This window comes from Achromobacter sp. E1, from assembly GCF_037039475.1.
GTDB lineage: Bacteria > Pseudomonadota > Gammaproteobacteria > Burkholderiales > Burkholderiaceae_B > Achromobacter > Achromobacter mucicolens.
In genome coordinates, this window is record NZ_CP146253.1 from 4,782,039 (window position 1) to 4,796,952 (window position 14,914).

A 14,914-nucleotide genomic window follows, 5' to 3' on the forward strand; every position below is an offset into this window, starting at 1 on the left:
GGAACAACATCATGAAAGCCGATCTCAGCCGCCTCACCTTCGACCCCGCCCGGCGCTACCGGGCCGTCCGCATGCAGCAGGGCCGCGTGCAGATGGATTCGGACTGGAATGAGCAGCAGGACATCCTGAACCGGCGCATCGAAACCGAAACGGCGGACACCGTGGGCCCCGTGGGCGTGCCGCTGGCCGCGCCCGGCTTCGCACTGGCGCCTGCCGGCAAGGACCTGTCGCTGTCAGCAGGCCGCCTGTATCTGGACGGCCTGCTTTGCGAAAACCCGCAGCCTGCCACCGTGGCCAAGCAGCCCGACATGCCCCTGACGGCATCGCCCGTGCTGCCCGCCGGCGCGTCCGTCCTGCCGCTGCCGCCGCCCGCGCTGACACCCGCCGACATCGACGGCATCGTCGTCTTCGGCTCGGGCGGCCAGGCCGCCCCGCCGCCCGAAGGCCTGTACCTGGCCTATCTGGAAGCGTGGCAGCGCCACCTGTGCACGCTGGACCTGCCGGCCGGCGACGCCAGCATGCGCGAAGTCGCGCTGGGCGGCCCCGACACCGCGACGCGCGAAAAGACGGTCTGGCAGGTCAAGCTGATGCAGGTGGGCGCGCCGGACGCCGCCCTGACCTGCCTGTCCGCGCTGCCCGCGTGGGACGCCCTGACCGCCGCGCCCGACGCCCGCATGGCGGCGCGCGCCGAGGCCAGCGTGCCGCCCAAGACGCCGTGCCAGCTGCCGCCCGACGCCGGCTACCGCCTGCTGGAAAACCATCTGTACCGCATCGAGATCCACCAGGACGGCGCGGGCGCTGGCAAGGCGCGCTACAAGTGGTCGCGCGAAAACGGCAGCATCCTTTCGCGCGTCGTGCGCTGGCTGGACGATCCCGTGGCCAACGAGTTCGAAGTCGCCAGCATCGGCCGCGACGACGTGCTGGCCATCACCGCGGGCTGCTGGGTGGAGTTTCTGGACGACACGCACGAATTGCTGGGACAGCCGGGGCCGCTGGCGCAGGTCGTGCGCACCGACGGCAACACGGTCATGATCGACCCGGCCAGCCTGATCGGCCACGCGCTGGACGCCGCCCGCTTTCCGGCCAACCCGCGCGTACGCCGCTGGGACGGTGTTGCGGAGATCACGCCCGCGCCCATCAACAGCGCCAACGCCGGCTGGGTGGAACTGGAACAGGACGGCATTGAGATCAAGTTTTCGCCCGGACGCCTGCGCGTGGGCGACTACTGGCTCATTCCCGCGCGCACCGCCACCGCGTCGATCGAATGGCCGCAACTGCCCGACGGCAAGCCCGCCTTCAACGCGCCCGCCGGCGTGCTGCGCGCATTCGCACGATTGGCGCTGCTGCGCTGGCAGGCCGGCGCGTGGACCGCCGTCAGCGACTGCCGCCCCCTCTTTCCCGCGTTGACGGAACTGACGCAGCTTTACTACGCGGGCGGCGACGGCCAGAGCGTCAAGCCCAACCCCGCGATGACCCCGGACGTGGTGGCGTTGCCGTCGGAACTGCGCGCGGGCGTGGCCAACGGCAGCCTGCCGGTGACGGGCGCCGTCGTGCGCTTTACCGTGGATGCTGGCCGGCTGCCCAATGGCGCCGTCACCCAGGACGTGACGACGGGCGCCGACGGCATCGCATCGATCGCCTGGTCGCTTGCGTGCGACGCGGCCCGTCCCGTGCAACGCGCCACCGCGCAATTGCTGCGGGCGGGCCAACCCGCGCCCGACCACTATCTGCCGCTGCGCTACACCGCCACCCTCGCCCTCGCATCCGAGGTCGCCTACGACCCGAGCAACTGCGCGGACCTGCTCGCGGAGCAGGCCTATTCGGTGCAAGAAGCGCTGGACGCGTTGTGCCGGCGCACGCATGGCGGCGGCTGCTGCCTGACCGTCGGCCCGGCGGGCGATTTTCCAACGCTGGACAAGGCGCTGCGCACGCTGATCGGTCAGGACCGCATGGACATCTGCCTGTGCCTGACCCCGGGCGAGCACAAGCTGGACGACGACCTCATCATCAAGGGGCCGCGCGTGCGCCTGATGCTGCATGGCTGCGGATCGGCCAGCCGGCTGATGCTGGACGAGCGCCTGTTCAGCCTGGATGGCTTTGCCAGCGTATCCATGGCCGACCTCGCGATCGCGCGCCGCGGGCAGCCGGGCGCCATCGCCTTCAACCAATGCGCCGACCTGCGGCTCTCTCGCGTCGATTGCACCGGTCCGGCCGGTCCCGGCAACAGCCTGGTGCGCGTCGACGGCAGCCGGCGCGTGCACATCGAGGCATGCCGCCTGTATGCCGCCGGCCGCGGCGCCGCCGAACGTCTTGACCAGCTCTTTACCCGCGCCCCCACGCTGGCCGCGCTGAAGCGGGCGCTGGCGCCCGACGCGCTGCTGGACGATGACGACAATCGCGCCGCCCTGGCGCTGTCGCGCCAGCCCATGGACGCGCGCAAGGCGATGACCGCCGAGATCGCGGCCTTGCTGCGCGCGGGCACGACCGGCAATGCGTTGATGATGACGCCGCGCGTCCAGGCGGCGCTGACCACGCTGGCAACGCAGGTCGGCCGCGAGACGCCGGTGGCCAAGCGCCTGCGCCCGGCCATCGCCGCGCTGGCCGCCGCGCTGCTGGCCGATCCGCTGTCGTGCGCGCTGGCGCTGCTGGACAACGATGCCGACACCACCGTGCGCGACAACCGCCTGCGCGGCGGCATTGCGCTCTTTGCGGAATCAGAGGATTTTCCGGAATTGACGATGGACCAATTGAAGCTGCTGGGCGGCGGCATCCGCACCGGCAAGATGGTGCCGGAAGGCGACGGCACGCTGACCCTGCAAAGCAATCACCTGCCCAGCATGCGGCTGGGCGCCGAGGCCGCGCGCGCCATGCTCACCATCATCCAGACCGGCGGCGAGTTTGCCGCGTGGCGCTGCCTGCGCGCGGCCGACAACGCGCTGGAGGCCTACAGCCATTTCCCGGCGTTCGACGCGGCGGTGACGGGCAACGACCTTCTGACCAACGGCGATGCGGGCGCGCTCATCGCCACGCAGGCCAAGGTGATCGGCAACTTTGCCCACAACGATTTCCGGTTGTTCGTGTCAGGCGCCAATCCGGAAAGCCTGGCGAACGGCGGGTTGAACGTGGTGACGGTGTGAGCGTGGACCGAGGCGTCGTCACCACTGCATCGAGGCCCCGACACCGGCCGTGGGGCCGCCCGAGGCAATGCCCACGCCGGCCTTGAGCTTGACGCGGTCATTGACGCGCGCCGATGCGCCGATCGCGACGGCCTGGTAGCCGCGATACGTGGCCGCGCCCACGCCCAACGCGAACCGCTTGCCGGGGTCGACTTCCGGAACCATTGTCAGCGCCGTCGTGGCGGCGATGCCCGAGTAAGCATTGCGCGCCACTTCATCGATGGCGCGGTTGGTCTGGTCGATGCGATTGTCCAGGCGGGCCAGGCCTTCGCGGTTGCGCTGCACGCCGGTATCCAGCGAACCCAGCGCGTCGCCCACGTTGTAATACGTCTGGCCGTCCAGCTGATACGACGGACCGGTGACGGCGCCCGTGGACGCATCGACATGCGCGCCGCCGCCCAGGCTGGCTACCACGGGGTTCAGTTGCCCCACGTTCACGGCATCGGTGCTTTGCGTGCCCGCGGCCACGTGGGTCACCTGCCGTTCGGCGCCTTGCGCGCCCATGGACACCGTGTTCGCGCGGTCGGCCACCGAGCCCGCGCCGAGCGCAACGCTATTTGCCGCGGTGGCCGATGCGTTGGCGCCGACTGCCACGCCGTTGGACGCAGTGACGGTGGCGTTGGCGCCCAAGGCCGCGCCCTGCGTGCCCGCGCCGACCACGGCGTCGTCGCTGCCATCGTTGGCGCCATCCGCCCGCACGTAGGCGTTGGCGGCATTGAGCTGACCGACCTGTTGGGAAATTGCATAAAGCTGGCTGCCGTTCACGGCGTCGGTGCTGGTTGCCGAGATGACGCCGTTGGCCACGCCCGTGACGGTGCGCGTACCGTCCGTGCCAGCCATGTCGATCACGTTGCCGCCCTTGCTGGCGGCAATGGTGATGGCGCCGCTGACCGGGTCCTGCCGGACCAGGCCGACCTCGCCGTTGTTGAGGCTGGTGGTCAGGGTGTTCAGCGTGGCCGTGTTCTGCGCGACCGTTGTGCCCAACGTCGTGATGGCTGCGCTGTTGGACTGCACTAGCTGGTTGGTGGCGTAAAGCTGCGAACCATTCACCGCGTCCAGGCTGGTGGACGACAACACGCCCGCGCCCACCTGGGTGATCCGGTTTCCGTTCATGTTGACGGTGTTCAGCATGGAGATGCCGTTCTCGCCCTTCAGTTCCAACGTGCCATCGGCGTAGCCGGTGACCCGGGCCGTCGCGGCGGTTAGACCGTCAAACGTAGTGGCGCCATAGATGTTCTGCAGGGTAAAAAGCGGGCTGCCGTCGGGGCAGTCCAGCAAATAGACTGGAGTGCCGGAATTGAGGGACCTTCCCGACATTGTGTCGGCACTGCATAGCTGCAATTGGCCGTTTGCATGGGTATTCGTCGCCAATCCCAGGCCGCCCGCGCAGGCTAGCGCAACAGCTGCAGTAGAGGCCGCACGCTGCACCCTACCGGGCTTACGCCGGCGGCGCGTGGCGCAAGGCAAGGCTTGCTGCGTGGTTCGCATAGTGATTGGCGTTGCATTCAGGACGGTCGAAAAGATGTGGTTCATGGCGTGTCCACCCAGCGCTGGTGCGCGCTCGTTGTCAAAAAATCGGCTTCAAGAAAATCACCTAAGCAATTGAGGCATAAGGAGTTTTCTTTCAATCTAATTAGCGCCTGACACCCGGGCCATCGAAACTTTTCTAATGTTCGACCGTGTAATGCAACAAATATCAATAAATGCAAAGATCCTCGCGAGGCGCCCGCCAGACCTTTCCGCCGGATGCCGTTCACACCGCACGGACATGCCGCAACGACCCGACATGCAAATGACAGGTTCGGCCCTCTACAATGCCGCTGTTGCATCGCAGCATTCCGCCATTCCTCTTCTGTAGTCTCCATGTCCCATACCGTTTCCGCGCAGCACCGGCCCGCCCTGGTGCTGCTGGCGCTTGCCATTGGCAGTTTCGCGATCGGCACCACCGAATTCGCGACGATGAGCCTGCTTCCGTATTTCTCGCAGTCGCTGGGCATCGATGCCCCCACCGCCGGCCATGTGATCAGCGCCTACGCGCTGGGCGTGGTGGTCGGTGCGCCGATCCTTGCGGTGCTGGGCGCGCGCATGCCGCGCCGCCGGTTGCTGATCGCCCTGATGGGCCTCTTTGCCATCGGCAACGGCCTGAGCGCCATCGCGCCCAACTATCACTGGATGCTGGTCTTCCGCTTTCTGAGCGGCCTGCCGCACGGCGCCTACTTCGGCATCGCCTCGCTGGTGGCCAGTTCCATGGTGCCGGCCAACCGCCGCACCATGGCCGTGGGCCGCGTGTTCCTGGGCCTGACGGTGGCCACCATCATCGGCGTGCCGATGGCCAACTGGCTGGGCCAGGTCATCGGCTGGCGCTGGAGCTTCGGCCTGGTGTCGCTGCTGGCGGTGCTGACCATGCTGAGCGTGCGCGCCTACGCCCCGGACACGGCCGCCGATCCGCACGCCAGCCCGCTGCGCGAACTGAGCGCGCTGGGCCGCGGCCAGGTCTGGATCACGCTGGCGATTGGCGCCGTCGGATTCGGCGGTCTGTTCTCCATCTACACCTACCTCGCGGACACGCTGACCGCCGTCACCCAGGTGTCGCCCGCGACCGTGCCGCTGGTGCTGAGCGCCTTCGGCGTCGGCCTGACCGTGGGCAACATGGTGGTGCCGGTCTTCGCCGATCGCGCCGTCATGCGCACGGCCGGCCTGCTGCTCTTGTGGTCGGCCGTGGTGCTGGCCCTCTTTCCGCTGATGGCCCACAACGTCTGGCTGATCACGCTGAACGTGTTCCTGGTGGGGGTGGGCGGCGCGCTGGGCACCGTGCTTCAGACGCGCCTGATGGACGTCTCGGGCGACGCGCAGGGGCTGGCCGCCGCGCTCAACCATTCGGCCTTCAACACCGCCAACGCGCTGGGCCCATTCCTGGGCGGCCTTGCCATCGCGGCCGGGTTCGGCTGGACCTCCACCGGCTGGGTGGGCAGCCTGCTTGCCATCGCCAGCATGCCGCTGTGGCTATGGGCCGTGATGCTGGAACGCCGGGCGCGCACCGCGCGGGCGGACAAGCTGGTCGTCAGCACCGAATCGGCCCGCTGAGCAAATGGGGGACACGGTAGGTGTCTGACACCCAACGAGCACGACGTCATTCTGCAATGTCGTCTCAAGGGTGTCAGACACCTGCCGTGTCCCCCATTTAGCCTGTCACAAACCGTCGGCCCCGCGCCACACCGGGCAAGCGCCTATTGCAGCCCGCGTTCACGTCGCAGCTATACTTTCCGCACTCTTTACCACCTCAAGACGCGCTGCACCTCCACCATGCAGCGCTTTTTTTATGCCCGCTTTGACTGCCTTGCTGCGCCCGTTGTGCCAGGCGCTTTGCTGCCTGGCCGCAGCCCTCTTTTCCGCCCAGGCCTGGGCCGCTCCCCCGACGCTGGCCCAGTGCCATGGGATCAAGGACCTGGCCTTCGTTGCCCATCTGGATGACGACCTGCTTTTCATGAACCCGGACGTCGCCTCCAACATCGAGGCGGGCGGCTGCGTGCGCGTCGTCTATCTGACCGCCAGCGACGCGGGCGAAGGCGAAGGCTACATGCTGGGCCGCGAGCGCGGCGTGCGCGCCGCCTACGCCTACATGGCGCGCGAACCCGACGCCTGGAAGGAAGATACCGGCATCGTCGCTGGCCGCCAGATCGCGCGCTTCACGCTGCAGGGCAATCCGCGCGTGCAGCTCTGGCACATGCGGCTGAAAGACCCGTGGCTGGGCAAGGGCTGGGGCAGCCTGACGCCGCTGAGCCGCACCGAATCCGAACCCGGCCAGAACGTGGACACGCTGGGGCCGCACGCCGAGGTCTATACCCGCGAACAACTCGTCGACACGCTGGCCGAGATGATCCGCCAGTACGGCCCCACCACGGTGCGTCACCTGGACGACACGATCAGCGTGCCCTACACCCAGCTGTGCTGGCGCTGCGCCGGCCACGGCCACCCCGACCACATCGCCAGCGCGCGGCTGGCGCGCGAGGCCATGTTGCGCGCGCCCGGCAACTACGCCGAGACGGGATACATCGATTACCCCAGCCAGGAACGCGCCACCAACCTTGCCGATGCGGAAATCGCCAGCAAGTCCGTGATCTTTCAGCACTACGCCTGGAACGACTACCACTATTGCGCCGGCCCCACCGGCTGCAAGGAACCGGCCGGCCCCGCCGCCGCGTGGGTCCAGCGCGCCTACTACGTGTCGCGTCAGGACGTCGCGCCGCAGGTGTACCCGGACGGGCGGGGCGGACTCGTCGTGTTTGCCGCCGGCGAAACCAATGCGGCCGTCAACAGCTGGGATTCGGCCGAAAAGCGCTGGCACACGCTGGGCGGACGCACCACCGGCCCCGTGGTCTCGTTTGCCCACGCCGACGGCACCGCCGGCCTGATGGCGCGCGATCCGCTGGGCGGCGTATGGGCCAACAAGCAGCGCCATGACGGCACGTGGCAGGGCTGGCAGGCGCTGGGCGGTTTGCGCGTCACGCAGATCCCGGCGGTGGCGCCCCGTGGCGAAGCCGCCGCCGTCGCGCTGGGCTACGACGGGCTGCTGCACTGGATCACCCCGTCCGGCATCGACGGCAGCTGGAGCACGTGGCAAGCGCTTCCGCCACTAGAGGGCGTCACCGGTTCACCGGCCGCCGCGCGCGGCGCCGACGGGCGCTATGTCGTCTTCGCCATTGCCGCCAGGGGCGAGCTTTTCTATACCCGCCAGTTGCCAGCCGCCAAGGGCCACCGGTCGGAATGGCAAGGCTGGCGCCGCGTGGCCGCACCGCAAGCCGCGGGCGGCCTGGCTGCCATCCGCAACCATGAAAACCGGGTCGAGCTTTATTTCCGGCAGCGCGCCAACAACCACCTGACCAAACTGGTGGAAGCGGGCGACACCACCGACCTGGACATGGACTGGAGCGCACCGGCGGACTTGGGCGTGCCCTTCATCGGCCGACCGGCCATTCAGGCCGATACCGCCGGCAACGTCGTGCTTGCCATCCTGGAGCGCTCGGGCGGACACCTCTGGCTGCTCGAACACGGCAAGCTCGCCAAGATGGATGCCGAAGCGGCATCGCCGCCCGCCATCAGCCTCATCGACGGCGCGCTGTACGTTGTCGCCCGCGCCGCCGGCGCGCCGCAGCGCTACGAGGTGCTCTCGCGCCGCGGAGGCACGTGGTCCGCCAGCCTGACGCTGGACGGCGTGCCCGCCACCGGCGGCGGCCCGTTCGCGTCCGTGGCGGCGCGGCCGGCCGACCTGCCCAACCTGGGCGCGGCCAGTGCCGGCAAAGCCGTGGTTGTGCGCCCGTCCGCGTCGGAACCGGATGCGCTGACGGTCGAGCGCATGCCCGCGCAAACCTCACGCGTGGCCACGCCAACCCGCGTGCAGTGATAAGGCGGGCGCGACGCGCAGGCACGCCGCTTGCTGCCCTCCGGGCGTTACAACCCGGAGGATCCAACCATGTCAGACGACCTGAGCAAGCGCGGCCCGCAGGACCGCTCCCGGATCAACGTGAACGAGCCGCATGAGCTGCGCTACTGGACCCAGGCGCTTGGCGTCACCGAGGCCCAACTGCGCGAGGCGGTCAAGGCCGTCGGACCGTCGGCTACCGCGGTGCGCGAACATCTCGGTAAATAGCCGGACCCGGGGCCCGTACTCGGGCCCCGGCAAGCCGTGATTGGCCCGCGCGGCATCCGGCCAGATGCCGCGCGGGCCGTAGCCGCTCAAGCGGCCATCTTTCCGCACATGTCGGCGCATTCTCGGCATGTGCGCGCACAGTCGGCCATGCCGTCCATGCCCTCGCAACTGGCCGCGCAGTCATCGCAAATTGCGGCGCAGGCGCCGCAAACCACCTTGTGGTTTTCAACGCCCACCAGCATCGCGTGCGCTGCCGTGCGGCAGATCTCGCTGCACCCCATCATCAGCCTGAAATGTTGAGGCTCAACGTGCTCGCCGCCGGCCTCCAGGCAATGGCTCATGGCGGTCTTCACGCACATTCGATAGCAGGCCAGGCAGCTATCGATGCAGCGTTCCATATCGTTCGTTTCGGCATTCATGTCGGCTCCTTGCGTAGTGACAGTCCTTGCGGGTCAGCACGCGACGTTCCCGCAAGGTCGTGCATCAAGGAGCCCCACTAGGGCTATTGCGGTTCGATCTTCGCGTCAATGGCCCGCTGCGTCCACACCTTGCGCTGCGCCTGAGCAAACGACTGATGTTCGGCCACGGTGTTGGGCGAGACCTGCATGCCCAGCGATTCAAACCGCTGCAGCACGTCGGGTTCGCGCAAGATGGCGGTGACTTCCTGATTGAGCTTCTGCACGATCGCATCGGGCGTCTTGGCGGGCGCCGCGACGCCGACCCACACGATCAGGTCAAAGTGCTTGTAACCCAGCTCGGACAGCGTCGGCACCTGCGGGAATTCCTTGGCCCGCGCCTGCCCCGTGTAGGCCAGCCCGCGCAATTTGCCCGCCTGCATGAAGGACGTGACGACAGACAGGTCCGCGAACAGGTAGTCGACATGGCCGCCCAGCAGATCGGTCACCGCTGGCGGCTGGCTCTTGTACGGCACGCCGTTGGCGGCGGCGCCCGCCACCGTGTTGAACGTCGCGCCGGCGATCTGGCTGGTGGGCGACCCATAAGCATAGTTCAGCGGCTTGGCCTGCGTTGCCTTCACCAGTTCCTGCAGGCTCTTGTACGGCGCGTCCTCGCGCACCACCAGCATCATCGGGATGGTCGCGATGCGCACGACGTGAATGAAGTCGCCGGTGGGATCGAAGGGCAGCTTGCGAAACAGCGCGGGCGTGGCCGAGTGCGTCGAGCTGCTGGTGAGGATCAGGGTATAGCCGTCCGGCTGCGCGCGCGCCGTGAACGACGACCCGATCGTGCCCGATGCGCCCGGCTTGTTCTCGATCACCACGGGCACGTTCAGGCGCGGCCCCAGCTTTTCGGCGATGATCCGGGCGCTGGTGTCGGTGGCGCTGCCGGGTGAAAACGGCACGACGATGGTGATCGGCTTGTCGGGATAGGCGGCCTGCGCGGGCATGGGGCCCGTCAGCGCGCCCGCCAACATCAATCCCCCAGCAGCCAGCAGGCGGCGGCGCAGCGCGCCGAACGGTCGAGTCATGCTTGTCTCCTGTCGGGGCCGCGGATCGGCCCTCTTGAACTGAACCGTATGATGCTCGTGCAGCGCTTATCCCAACAAGGGACTAATTTTCATAGACTCATTCCACAACGGGATTAATCGTCCGTTTGCTCGCGTTCGCGCAGGTAATCCTCGGTGGCTTGCAGGAAGGCGCTGGCGGCCATCGACAGGCGCGCGTTGCGGCGCTGGATAAGCCACAGTTCGTGGCCGTGCCGGCGCGCGCCATCAATGGCCAGCACGCGCAGCCCCAGTTGCCGCGCCAGATCGCAGGCGTAGCCGGGCACCACCGTGATGCCCAGGCCCGCGCCGACCAACTTCAGGGCCGAGATCAGCATGCCCGCCTCGATGCCATACCGGAACGTCAGGTTCTGATCGGCCGCCACCCGGTCCAGGCTGCGCCGCACGCTGTAGACACTGCGCAGCATGATGTGGTCGTACGCCGCCACGTCGCCCCATGACACATTCCGCCGGCGCGTCAGCGCATGCCTGGGCGCGCACACCGCGTACAGCGTGTCCCGGTAGATGACGCGCGCCACCAGCTCATCGGTAGGGGTATCGACCGAGACCATGCCAAAGTCCGCGCGCCCGTTACGCACATGCTCGATGGTTTCATCGGTGTTCAATTCAAACAGGTCCAGCTTCACGCTCGGGTGCGCCCGGTGATAGCGCGCCACCACGTCGCCCAGCAACCCGGCCATCATCAACGGCGATGTCGCCACGCCGACCGTGCCGCGTTCCAGCGTGCGCAGGCCCGACATGCTGCGCTCGGCGGCGCGCACGGTCCCCAGGATTTCCTGCGCATAGGCATAGAAGTCGGCCGCGCCATCGCAGGGCGTGACGCTGCGCGTAGATCGTTCGAACAGGGGCTGCCCGACTTCCGCCTCGAGTTCGGCGCACAGTTTGCTGACGGCGGACTGCGTCACGAAGGCCGCGCGCGCGGCGGCCGTGAAACTGCGCAGTTCGTAGAGCGCGCAGAACACGCGCAATTGCTTGAGTGTGATGTTCATGGTCGAAGTCGCCGCAAGGCGCCGCCGCCCATGCCGGGTCAGCGCGCAGGCTCGAGCATATCGCGATCGGCATCCTGCGGCGGCGCGGCGCGCCGGATGGCGCCGGGCGTGCGAGAAAAGCGCACGGGAATGCCGCAGGCCGTCATTGGACCCTCGGTGGGATGATCGACGCGCTGAAAAAATCCCGTCGCCCGCAAGTGCGGATCGTCGAACAGCGACTCCGGCGTGTTGACGCGCGAATGGGGGATGTCGGCGTCCGCCAGCAGCGCCAGCCATGCGTCCGTGCCCTGCTGCGCCACGATATCGGCCAGATCCTGATACAGCGCGTCGAAATGGCGCGCGCGCGCCGCCGCGTCGGCGTAGCGTGCATCGCCGGCCAGGTCAGGCCGCCGCGCCAGGGCGAAAAAACGCCGCCATTGCGCGTCCGTGTAGGGCAGCAGCGCCAAAAAGCCGTCGCGCGTGCGATAGGGCCGGCGCTGCGGCGAGAGCACGCGGCTGTAGCCCATCGGGCCCAGCGGCGGCTCGAAGCTGTGCCCGGCCAGGTGCTCGACAAGATTGAACGACACCAGCGTCTCGAACATGGGCACCTCGATCGCCTGACCTTGCCCCGACCGCTCGCGCTCGTACAGGGCCATCGGGATGGCATACGCCAGCGTCAGGCCCGCGACCTTGTCGGCCAGGATCGTATTCACGTAGGCGGGCGCGCCGCTGTTGCGGCCCTGCAGGTCCGCCAGTCCGCTCATGGCCTGGATGATGTCGTCGAAGGCCGGACGCGCCGCGTACGGTCCATCCTGCCCGAAGCCCACCGCCGCGCAGTGGATAAGGCGCGGATTGCGCGCGCACAACGCGGCCGCATCCAGGCCCAGCCGCGCCAGCGCGGCTGGGCGGACATTGGAGACAAACACGTCCGCCCCGTCAATCAGGCGCAGCAGGCTGGCGTGGTCCTGCGGCGTCTTCGCGTCCAGCGTCACGCTGTGCTTGTTGCGGTTCAGGTTCAGGTACGCAGGCCCCATGCCCGCATGCGCGGCGGGCGCCGAGGTGCGGAACACATCGCCCTCCGGCGCCTCGACCTTGATGACCTCGGCCCCCATGTCGCCCAGGATCTGGGTGGCATACGGCCCCATCGCCACCGCAGTCATGTCGATGACGCGAACGCCTTGCAGCGGTCCCGCCATTACCTGGCCTCCCGATGCGATTTGCGCGCCAGGAACGGCGCCATGTAGCGGCGCGGCTCATCGGTGGTGAAGGCCTCGCCAAAGGCGTCCACGCTGCGGTCCAGACCGGCCTGGATCGAGGACTCGGTCCAATAGCGCAGCAAGGCCTTCTGCGAGCGCACCGCGGCCGGCCCGCTTGCCGCGATCGGGGCCACGGTGCGTTCGACCAGCGCGTCCAGCTCGCCGGCCTCGCACAGGAATTCCAGAAAGCCCCAGTCCCGCGCCTGCGCGGCGTCCACCGTCTCGCCCGTCAGCAGCAGCCAGTTGGTCGGGCCTTGACCGATGAGCGCGGGCAGCAGCACCGCATGGATCACCGAGGGAATGCCGACGCGCACTTCAGGCATGCCGAACACGCCGTCCGCCGAACCCAGGCGGATGTCGCAGGCGGCCGCCAGCTCCATGCCGGCGCCCAGGCAAAAGCCCGGCAACCGTGCAATGGTCGGCACCGGAATGTCGGCCACGGCGTCGCACAGGTCGCGCAGCCGCGTGATGAACGCGCGCGCACCCTGCGGGTCCAGCTCGGCCATCTCATAGATGTTGGCCCCGCCCACGAAGGCCTGGTCGCCCGTGCCGCGGATGACCACCGCGCGCGCGTCGTCCTGCGCCGCAATCCAGCGCGCGGCCTCGGTCAAGCCGAGCGTGACCGCCGAGGCCAGGATGTTCAGGCGCTTCGCGTCGTGGATCTGCAGGGTGTAGACGCCGCGCGGATCGCGCGTGACGCGGGCGTGGGGAAACGTGGGGATGGGCGCAGTCATGAAGTCTCCGGCTAGATAGGTTTGCCGTCGATGCTACCGGCGGCTTTTGATGACAACAAACAAGGAATTTTCATGGAATGAGTCCGGAATGGAATAAATCGCGGTCTGGCGTCGCGATGGCTGCCCGCGCATTCCTCTCGTACACTTGCCGCATGCTACGACTCGACAACCTCAGCAAGCGCTACGGCGACCATATCGTGTTCCAGGGCCTCTCGCACGCCTTCGCGCCGGGCTGCGTGGCGCTCTGCGAAGAAGACAGCACCGGAAAATCCAGCCTGCTCGCCATCATTGCCGGCACGCTGGCGCCCGACAGCGGCGACGTCCTTATCGACGGCCACTCGCTGCGAGACGCGCCGCTTGCGGCGCAGTCCCGACTGGCCTATGTGCCGGACAACTGCATGGTATTTCCCGAGCAGACGGGCCGCAGCCTGCTGCAGCAGGTGGCGGCAGCCAGGCACGTTGCGCTGGACGACGCCGTGCTGGACCTGGCCCATCGGCTGGGATTGGAGCCGCATCTGGACAAGCGTTTCGAGCAGATGTCCACGGGCACGCGGCGCAAGGTCTACCTGACGGCCGCCGCGCTGGGCGACCCGGCGGTTGTCGTGGCCGACGGTCCCAGCAACGGGCTGGATGCCCAGGCGCGCGGCGTGCTGGTCGACGTCTTCAAAACCTGGGCGCAGACGCGCGTCGTGCTGTTCGCCAGCCATGACCCCGAACTGGTGCAGGCGTGCGGCGCCCGCACCGTCAACGTGGCCGACCTGCGCTGAGCAACCGGTTGCCCGGCGCTGCCGTCAAAAGCGGATCGTCACCCCCGCAATGGGCCCCTGCAGCACCACGTCGTATTTGAAGCCGTTGCGCTCGTAGTCCACGCCCATTGCCCGGTAGCCGACCGTGGCGGACACCGATTTGTTGAAGCTGTAGCCCACGCCCAGCCCCAGGTCCCAGTCCGCCTGCGCGCCCCCGGCGCCGATCATGCCCCAGCCCGTCAGATAGGCCTTGGGATGAAAGTTGTAGGTGCCTCGCACGCCCACCATGGCGTCGACCCACGTGGCGCTTTCGCTGTGCTTGCGGCCGTCAGCAAGCCGCCCTTTGAACGTGATGTCCGTGTCCACCGACCACACCCGCAACCCCGCGACCACATCCAGGTTGTGTTCGGACCGGTCCAGCACGGAATAGCCCCCTCCGATCAGACCGGTGAACGACGTGCTCTTCACATCCGCGCTGGAGGCCAGAATTCCTCTGGGTGTATCGCCTTGCGCGCCCACCTTCACGTACAGCAGGTCGCCAATGATGCTGTAGCGGCCCTTGCGCGCGTCGCCCATCAGCATGGCGGCGAAATCCAGGTTGTCGAAGATCTTGTCGAAGCTGGCGCCGATGTCGACCGTCGGAAGGCGCCCATGCGTGACTTTTCCCGACAGCGCCGGCGCCCACAGATACGGCGAGACCGAGAATTGCCATACGTCGGAAACCGCAGCGTCCAGCACGGGCGCTGGCGTCGTCTCGGCCGCGTCGGCGGCCCCTAATGGCAACGCCGCGCATGCCAGGCAGACAGTGATGTGCTTTCTCATCGCGAGATCCCCGAGGCCCGAAGGCATGTCGAAAAAAAGGCGC

At 68.1% G+C, this 14,914-nt stretch carries 12 protein-coding genes; 5 read left to right on the forward strand and 7 right to left on the reverse strand.

Going from position 1 to position 14,914, the window contains the following annotated elements; genetic code table 11:
• Positions 1 to 11 precede the first annotated feature (11 nt).
• Entirely contained in the window at positions 12 to 3,137 is a 3,126-nt protein-coding gene (locus V6V88_RS22285) for a DUF6519 domain-containing protein (protein ID WP_338616369.1), read from the forward strand.
• 18 nt (positions 3,138 to 3,155) lie between these two features.
• Here V6V88_RS22285 and V6V88_RS22290 read toward each other — a convergent pair whose 3' ends face one another.
• Positions 3,156 to 4,493 carry a YadA-like family protein gene (locus tag V6V88_RS22290; RefSeq protein ID WP_338616370.1) on the reverse strand — a complete coding sequence of 446 codons (1,338 nt, stop codon included), beginning with the start codon at positions 4,491 to 4,493 and terminating at the stop codon, positions 3,156 to 3,158.
• Positions 4,494 to 5,039: 546 nt separating this feature from the next.
• Between V6V88_RS22290 and V6V88_RS22295 the strand changes: the two genes are divergently transcribed.
• From V6V88_RS22295 to V6V88_RS22305, 3 genes are all read left to right on the forward strand, one after another.
• Entirely contained in the window at positions 5,040 to 6,260 is a 1,221-nt protein-coding gene (locus V6V88_RS22295; protein ID WP_338616372.1) for an MFS transporter, read from the forward strand.
• A 235-nt stretch (positions 6,261 to 6,495) separates the two neighbouring features.
• The gene (locus tag V6V88_RS22300; protein WP_223572677.1) at positions 6,496 to 8,577 is read left to right on the forward strand and encodes a PIG-L family deacetylase; all 2,082 of its coding nucleotides are present in this window, start codon (positions 6,496 to 6,498) and stop codon (positions 8,575 to 8,577) included.
• 69 nt (positions 8,578 to 8,646) lie between these two features.
• Entirely contained in the window at positions 8,647 to 8,823 is a 177-nt protein-coding gene (locus V6V88_RS22305; RefSeq protein ID WP_081100949.1) for a DUF3606 domain-containing protein, read from the forward strand.
• 86 nt (positions 8,824 to 8,909) lie between these two features.
• Here the strand turns inward: V6V88_RS22305 and V6V88_RS22310 are convergent, their stop codons facing one another.
• The 5 genes from V6V88_RS22310 to V6V88_RS22330 all read right to left on the reverse strand — a co-directional run bounded on the left by V6V88_RS22310 (position 8,910) and on the right by V6V88_RS22330 (position 13,303).
• Entirely contained in the window at positions 8,910 to 9,242 is a 333-nt protein-coding gene (locus V6V88_RS22310; protein WP_062839767.1) for a four-helix bundle copper-binding protein, read from the reverse strand.
• 83 nt (positions 9,243 to 9,325) lie between these two features.
• Positions 9,326 to 10,309, reverse strand: coding sequence for a tripartite tricarboxylate transporter substrate binding protein (locus V6V88_RS22315; protein WP_062839768.1), 984 nt, complete (start codon positions 10,307 to 10,309; stop codon positions 9,326 to 9,328).
• 113 nt (positions 10,310 to 10,422) lie between these two features.
• Complete coding sequence (locus tag V6V88_RS22320; protein WP_338616376.1) at positions 10,423 to 11,334, reverse strand: LysR family transcriptional regulator; 912 nt, start codon at positions 11,332 to 11,334, stop codon at positions 10,423 to 10,425.
• 38 nt (positions 11,335 to 11,372) lie between these two features.
• Complete coding sequence (locus V6V88_RS22325; protein ID WP_062839770.1) at positions 11,373 to 12,509, reverse strand: CoA transferase; 1,137 nt, start codon at positions 12,507 to 12,509, stop codon at positions 11,373 to 11,375.
• On the reverse strand, positions 12,509 to 13,303 hold the full coding sequence (locus V6V88_RS22330) for an enoyl-CoA hydratase (RefSeq protein ID WP_062839771.1): 795 nt from the start codon (positions 13,301 to 13,303) through the stop codon (positions 12,509 to 12,511). Before V6V88_RS22330 ends, V6V88_RS22325 begins: the two co-directional genes overlap by 1 nt.
• Before the next feature lie 152 nt (positions 13,304 to 13,455).
• Here V6V88_RS22330 and V6V88_RS22335 point away from each other — a divergent pair, with 152 nt between their 5' ends.
• The gene (locus V6V88_RS22335; protein ID WP_338616379.1) at positions 13,456 to 14,070 is read left to right on the forward strand and encodes an ATP-binding cassette domain-containing protein; all 615 of its coding nucleotides are present in this window, start codon (positions 13,456 to 13,458) and stop codon (positions 14,068 to 14,070) included.
• Between the two features lie 24 nt (positions 14,071 to 14,094).
• Here the strand turns inward: V6V88_RS22335 and V6V88_RS22340 are convergent, their stop codons facing one another.
• Entirely contained in the window at positions 14,095 to 14,871 is a 777-nt protein-coding gene (locus V6V88_RS22340) for a hypothetical protein (protein WP_338616380.1), read from the reverse strand.
• Between the last annotated feature and the right edge of the window lie 43 nt (positions 14,872 to 14,914).

Coding starts and splice junctions, on each gene's coding strand:
- V6V88_RS22305 (WP_081100949.1), top strand. CDS start 8,647: ATGTCAGACGACCTGAGCAAGCGCGGCCCGCAGGACCGCTCCCGGATC.
- V6V88_RS22290 (WP_338616370.1), bottom strand. CDS start 4,493: ATGTCGGGAAGGTCCCTCAATTCCGGCACTCCAGTCTATTTGCTGGAC.
- V6V88_RS22310 (WP_062839767.1), bottom strand. CDS start 9,242: ATGAATGCCGAAACGAACGATATGGAACGCTGCATCGATAGCTGCCTG.
- V6V88_RS22335 (WP_338616379.1), top strand. CDS start 13,456: ATGCTACGACTCGACAACCTCAGCAAGCGCTACGGCGACCATATCGTG.
- V6V88_RS22340 (WP_338616380.1), bottom strand. CDS start 14,871: ATGAGAAAGCACATCACTGTCTGCCTGGCATGCGCGGCGTTGCCATTA.
- V6V88_RS22300 (WP_223572677.1), top strand. CDS start 6,496: ATGCCCGCTTTGACTGCCTTGCTGCGCCCGTTGTGCCAGGCGCTTTGC.
- V6V88_RS22295 (WP_338616372.1), top strand. CDS start 5,040: ATGTCCCATACCGTTTCCGCGCAGCACCGGCCCGCCCTGGTGCTGCTG.
- V6V88_RS22285 (WP_338616369.1), top strand. CDS start 12: ATGAAAGCCGATCTCAGCCGCCTCACCTTCGACCCCGCCCGGCGCTAC.
- V6V88_RS22330 (WP_062839771.1), bottom strand. CDS start 13,303: ATGACTGCGCCCATCCCCACGTTTCCCCACGCCCGCGTCACGCGCGAT.
- V6V88_RS22320 (WP_338616376.1), bottom strand. CDS start 11,334: ATGAACATCACACTCAAGCAATTGCGCGTGTTCTGCGCGCTCTACGAA.
- V6V88_RS22325 (WP_062839770.1), bottom strand. CDS start 12,509: ATGGCGGGACCGCTGCAAGGCGTTCGCGTCATCGACATGACTGCGGTG.
- V6V88_RS22315 (WP_062839768.1), bottom strand. CDS start 10,309: ATGACTCGACCGTTCGGCGCGCTGCGCCGCCGCCTGCTGGCTGCTGGG.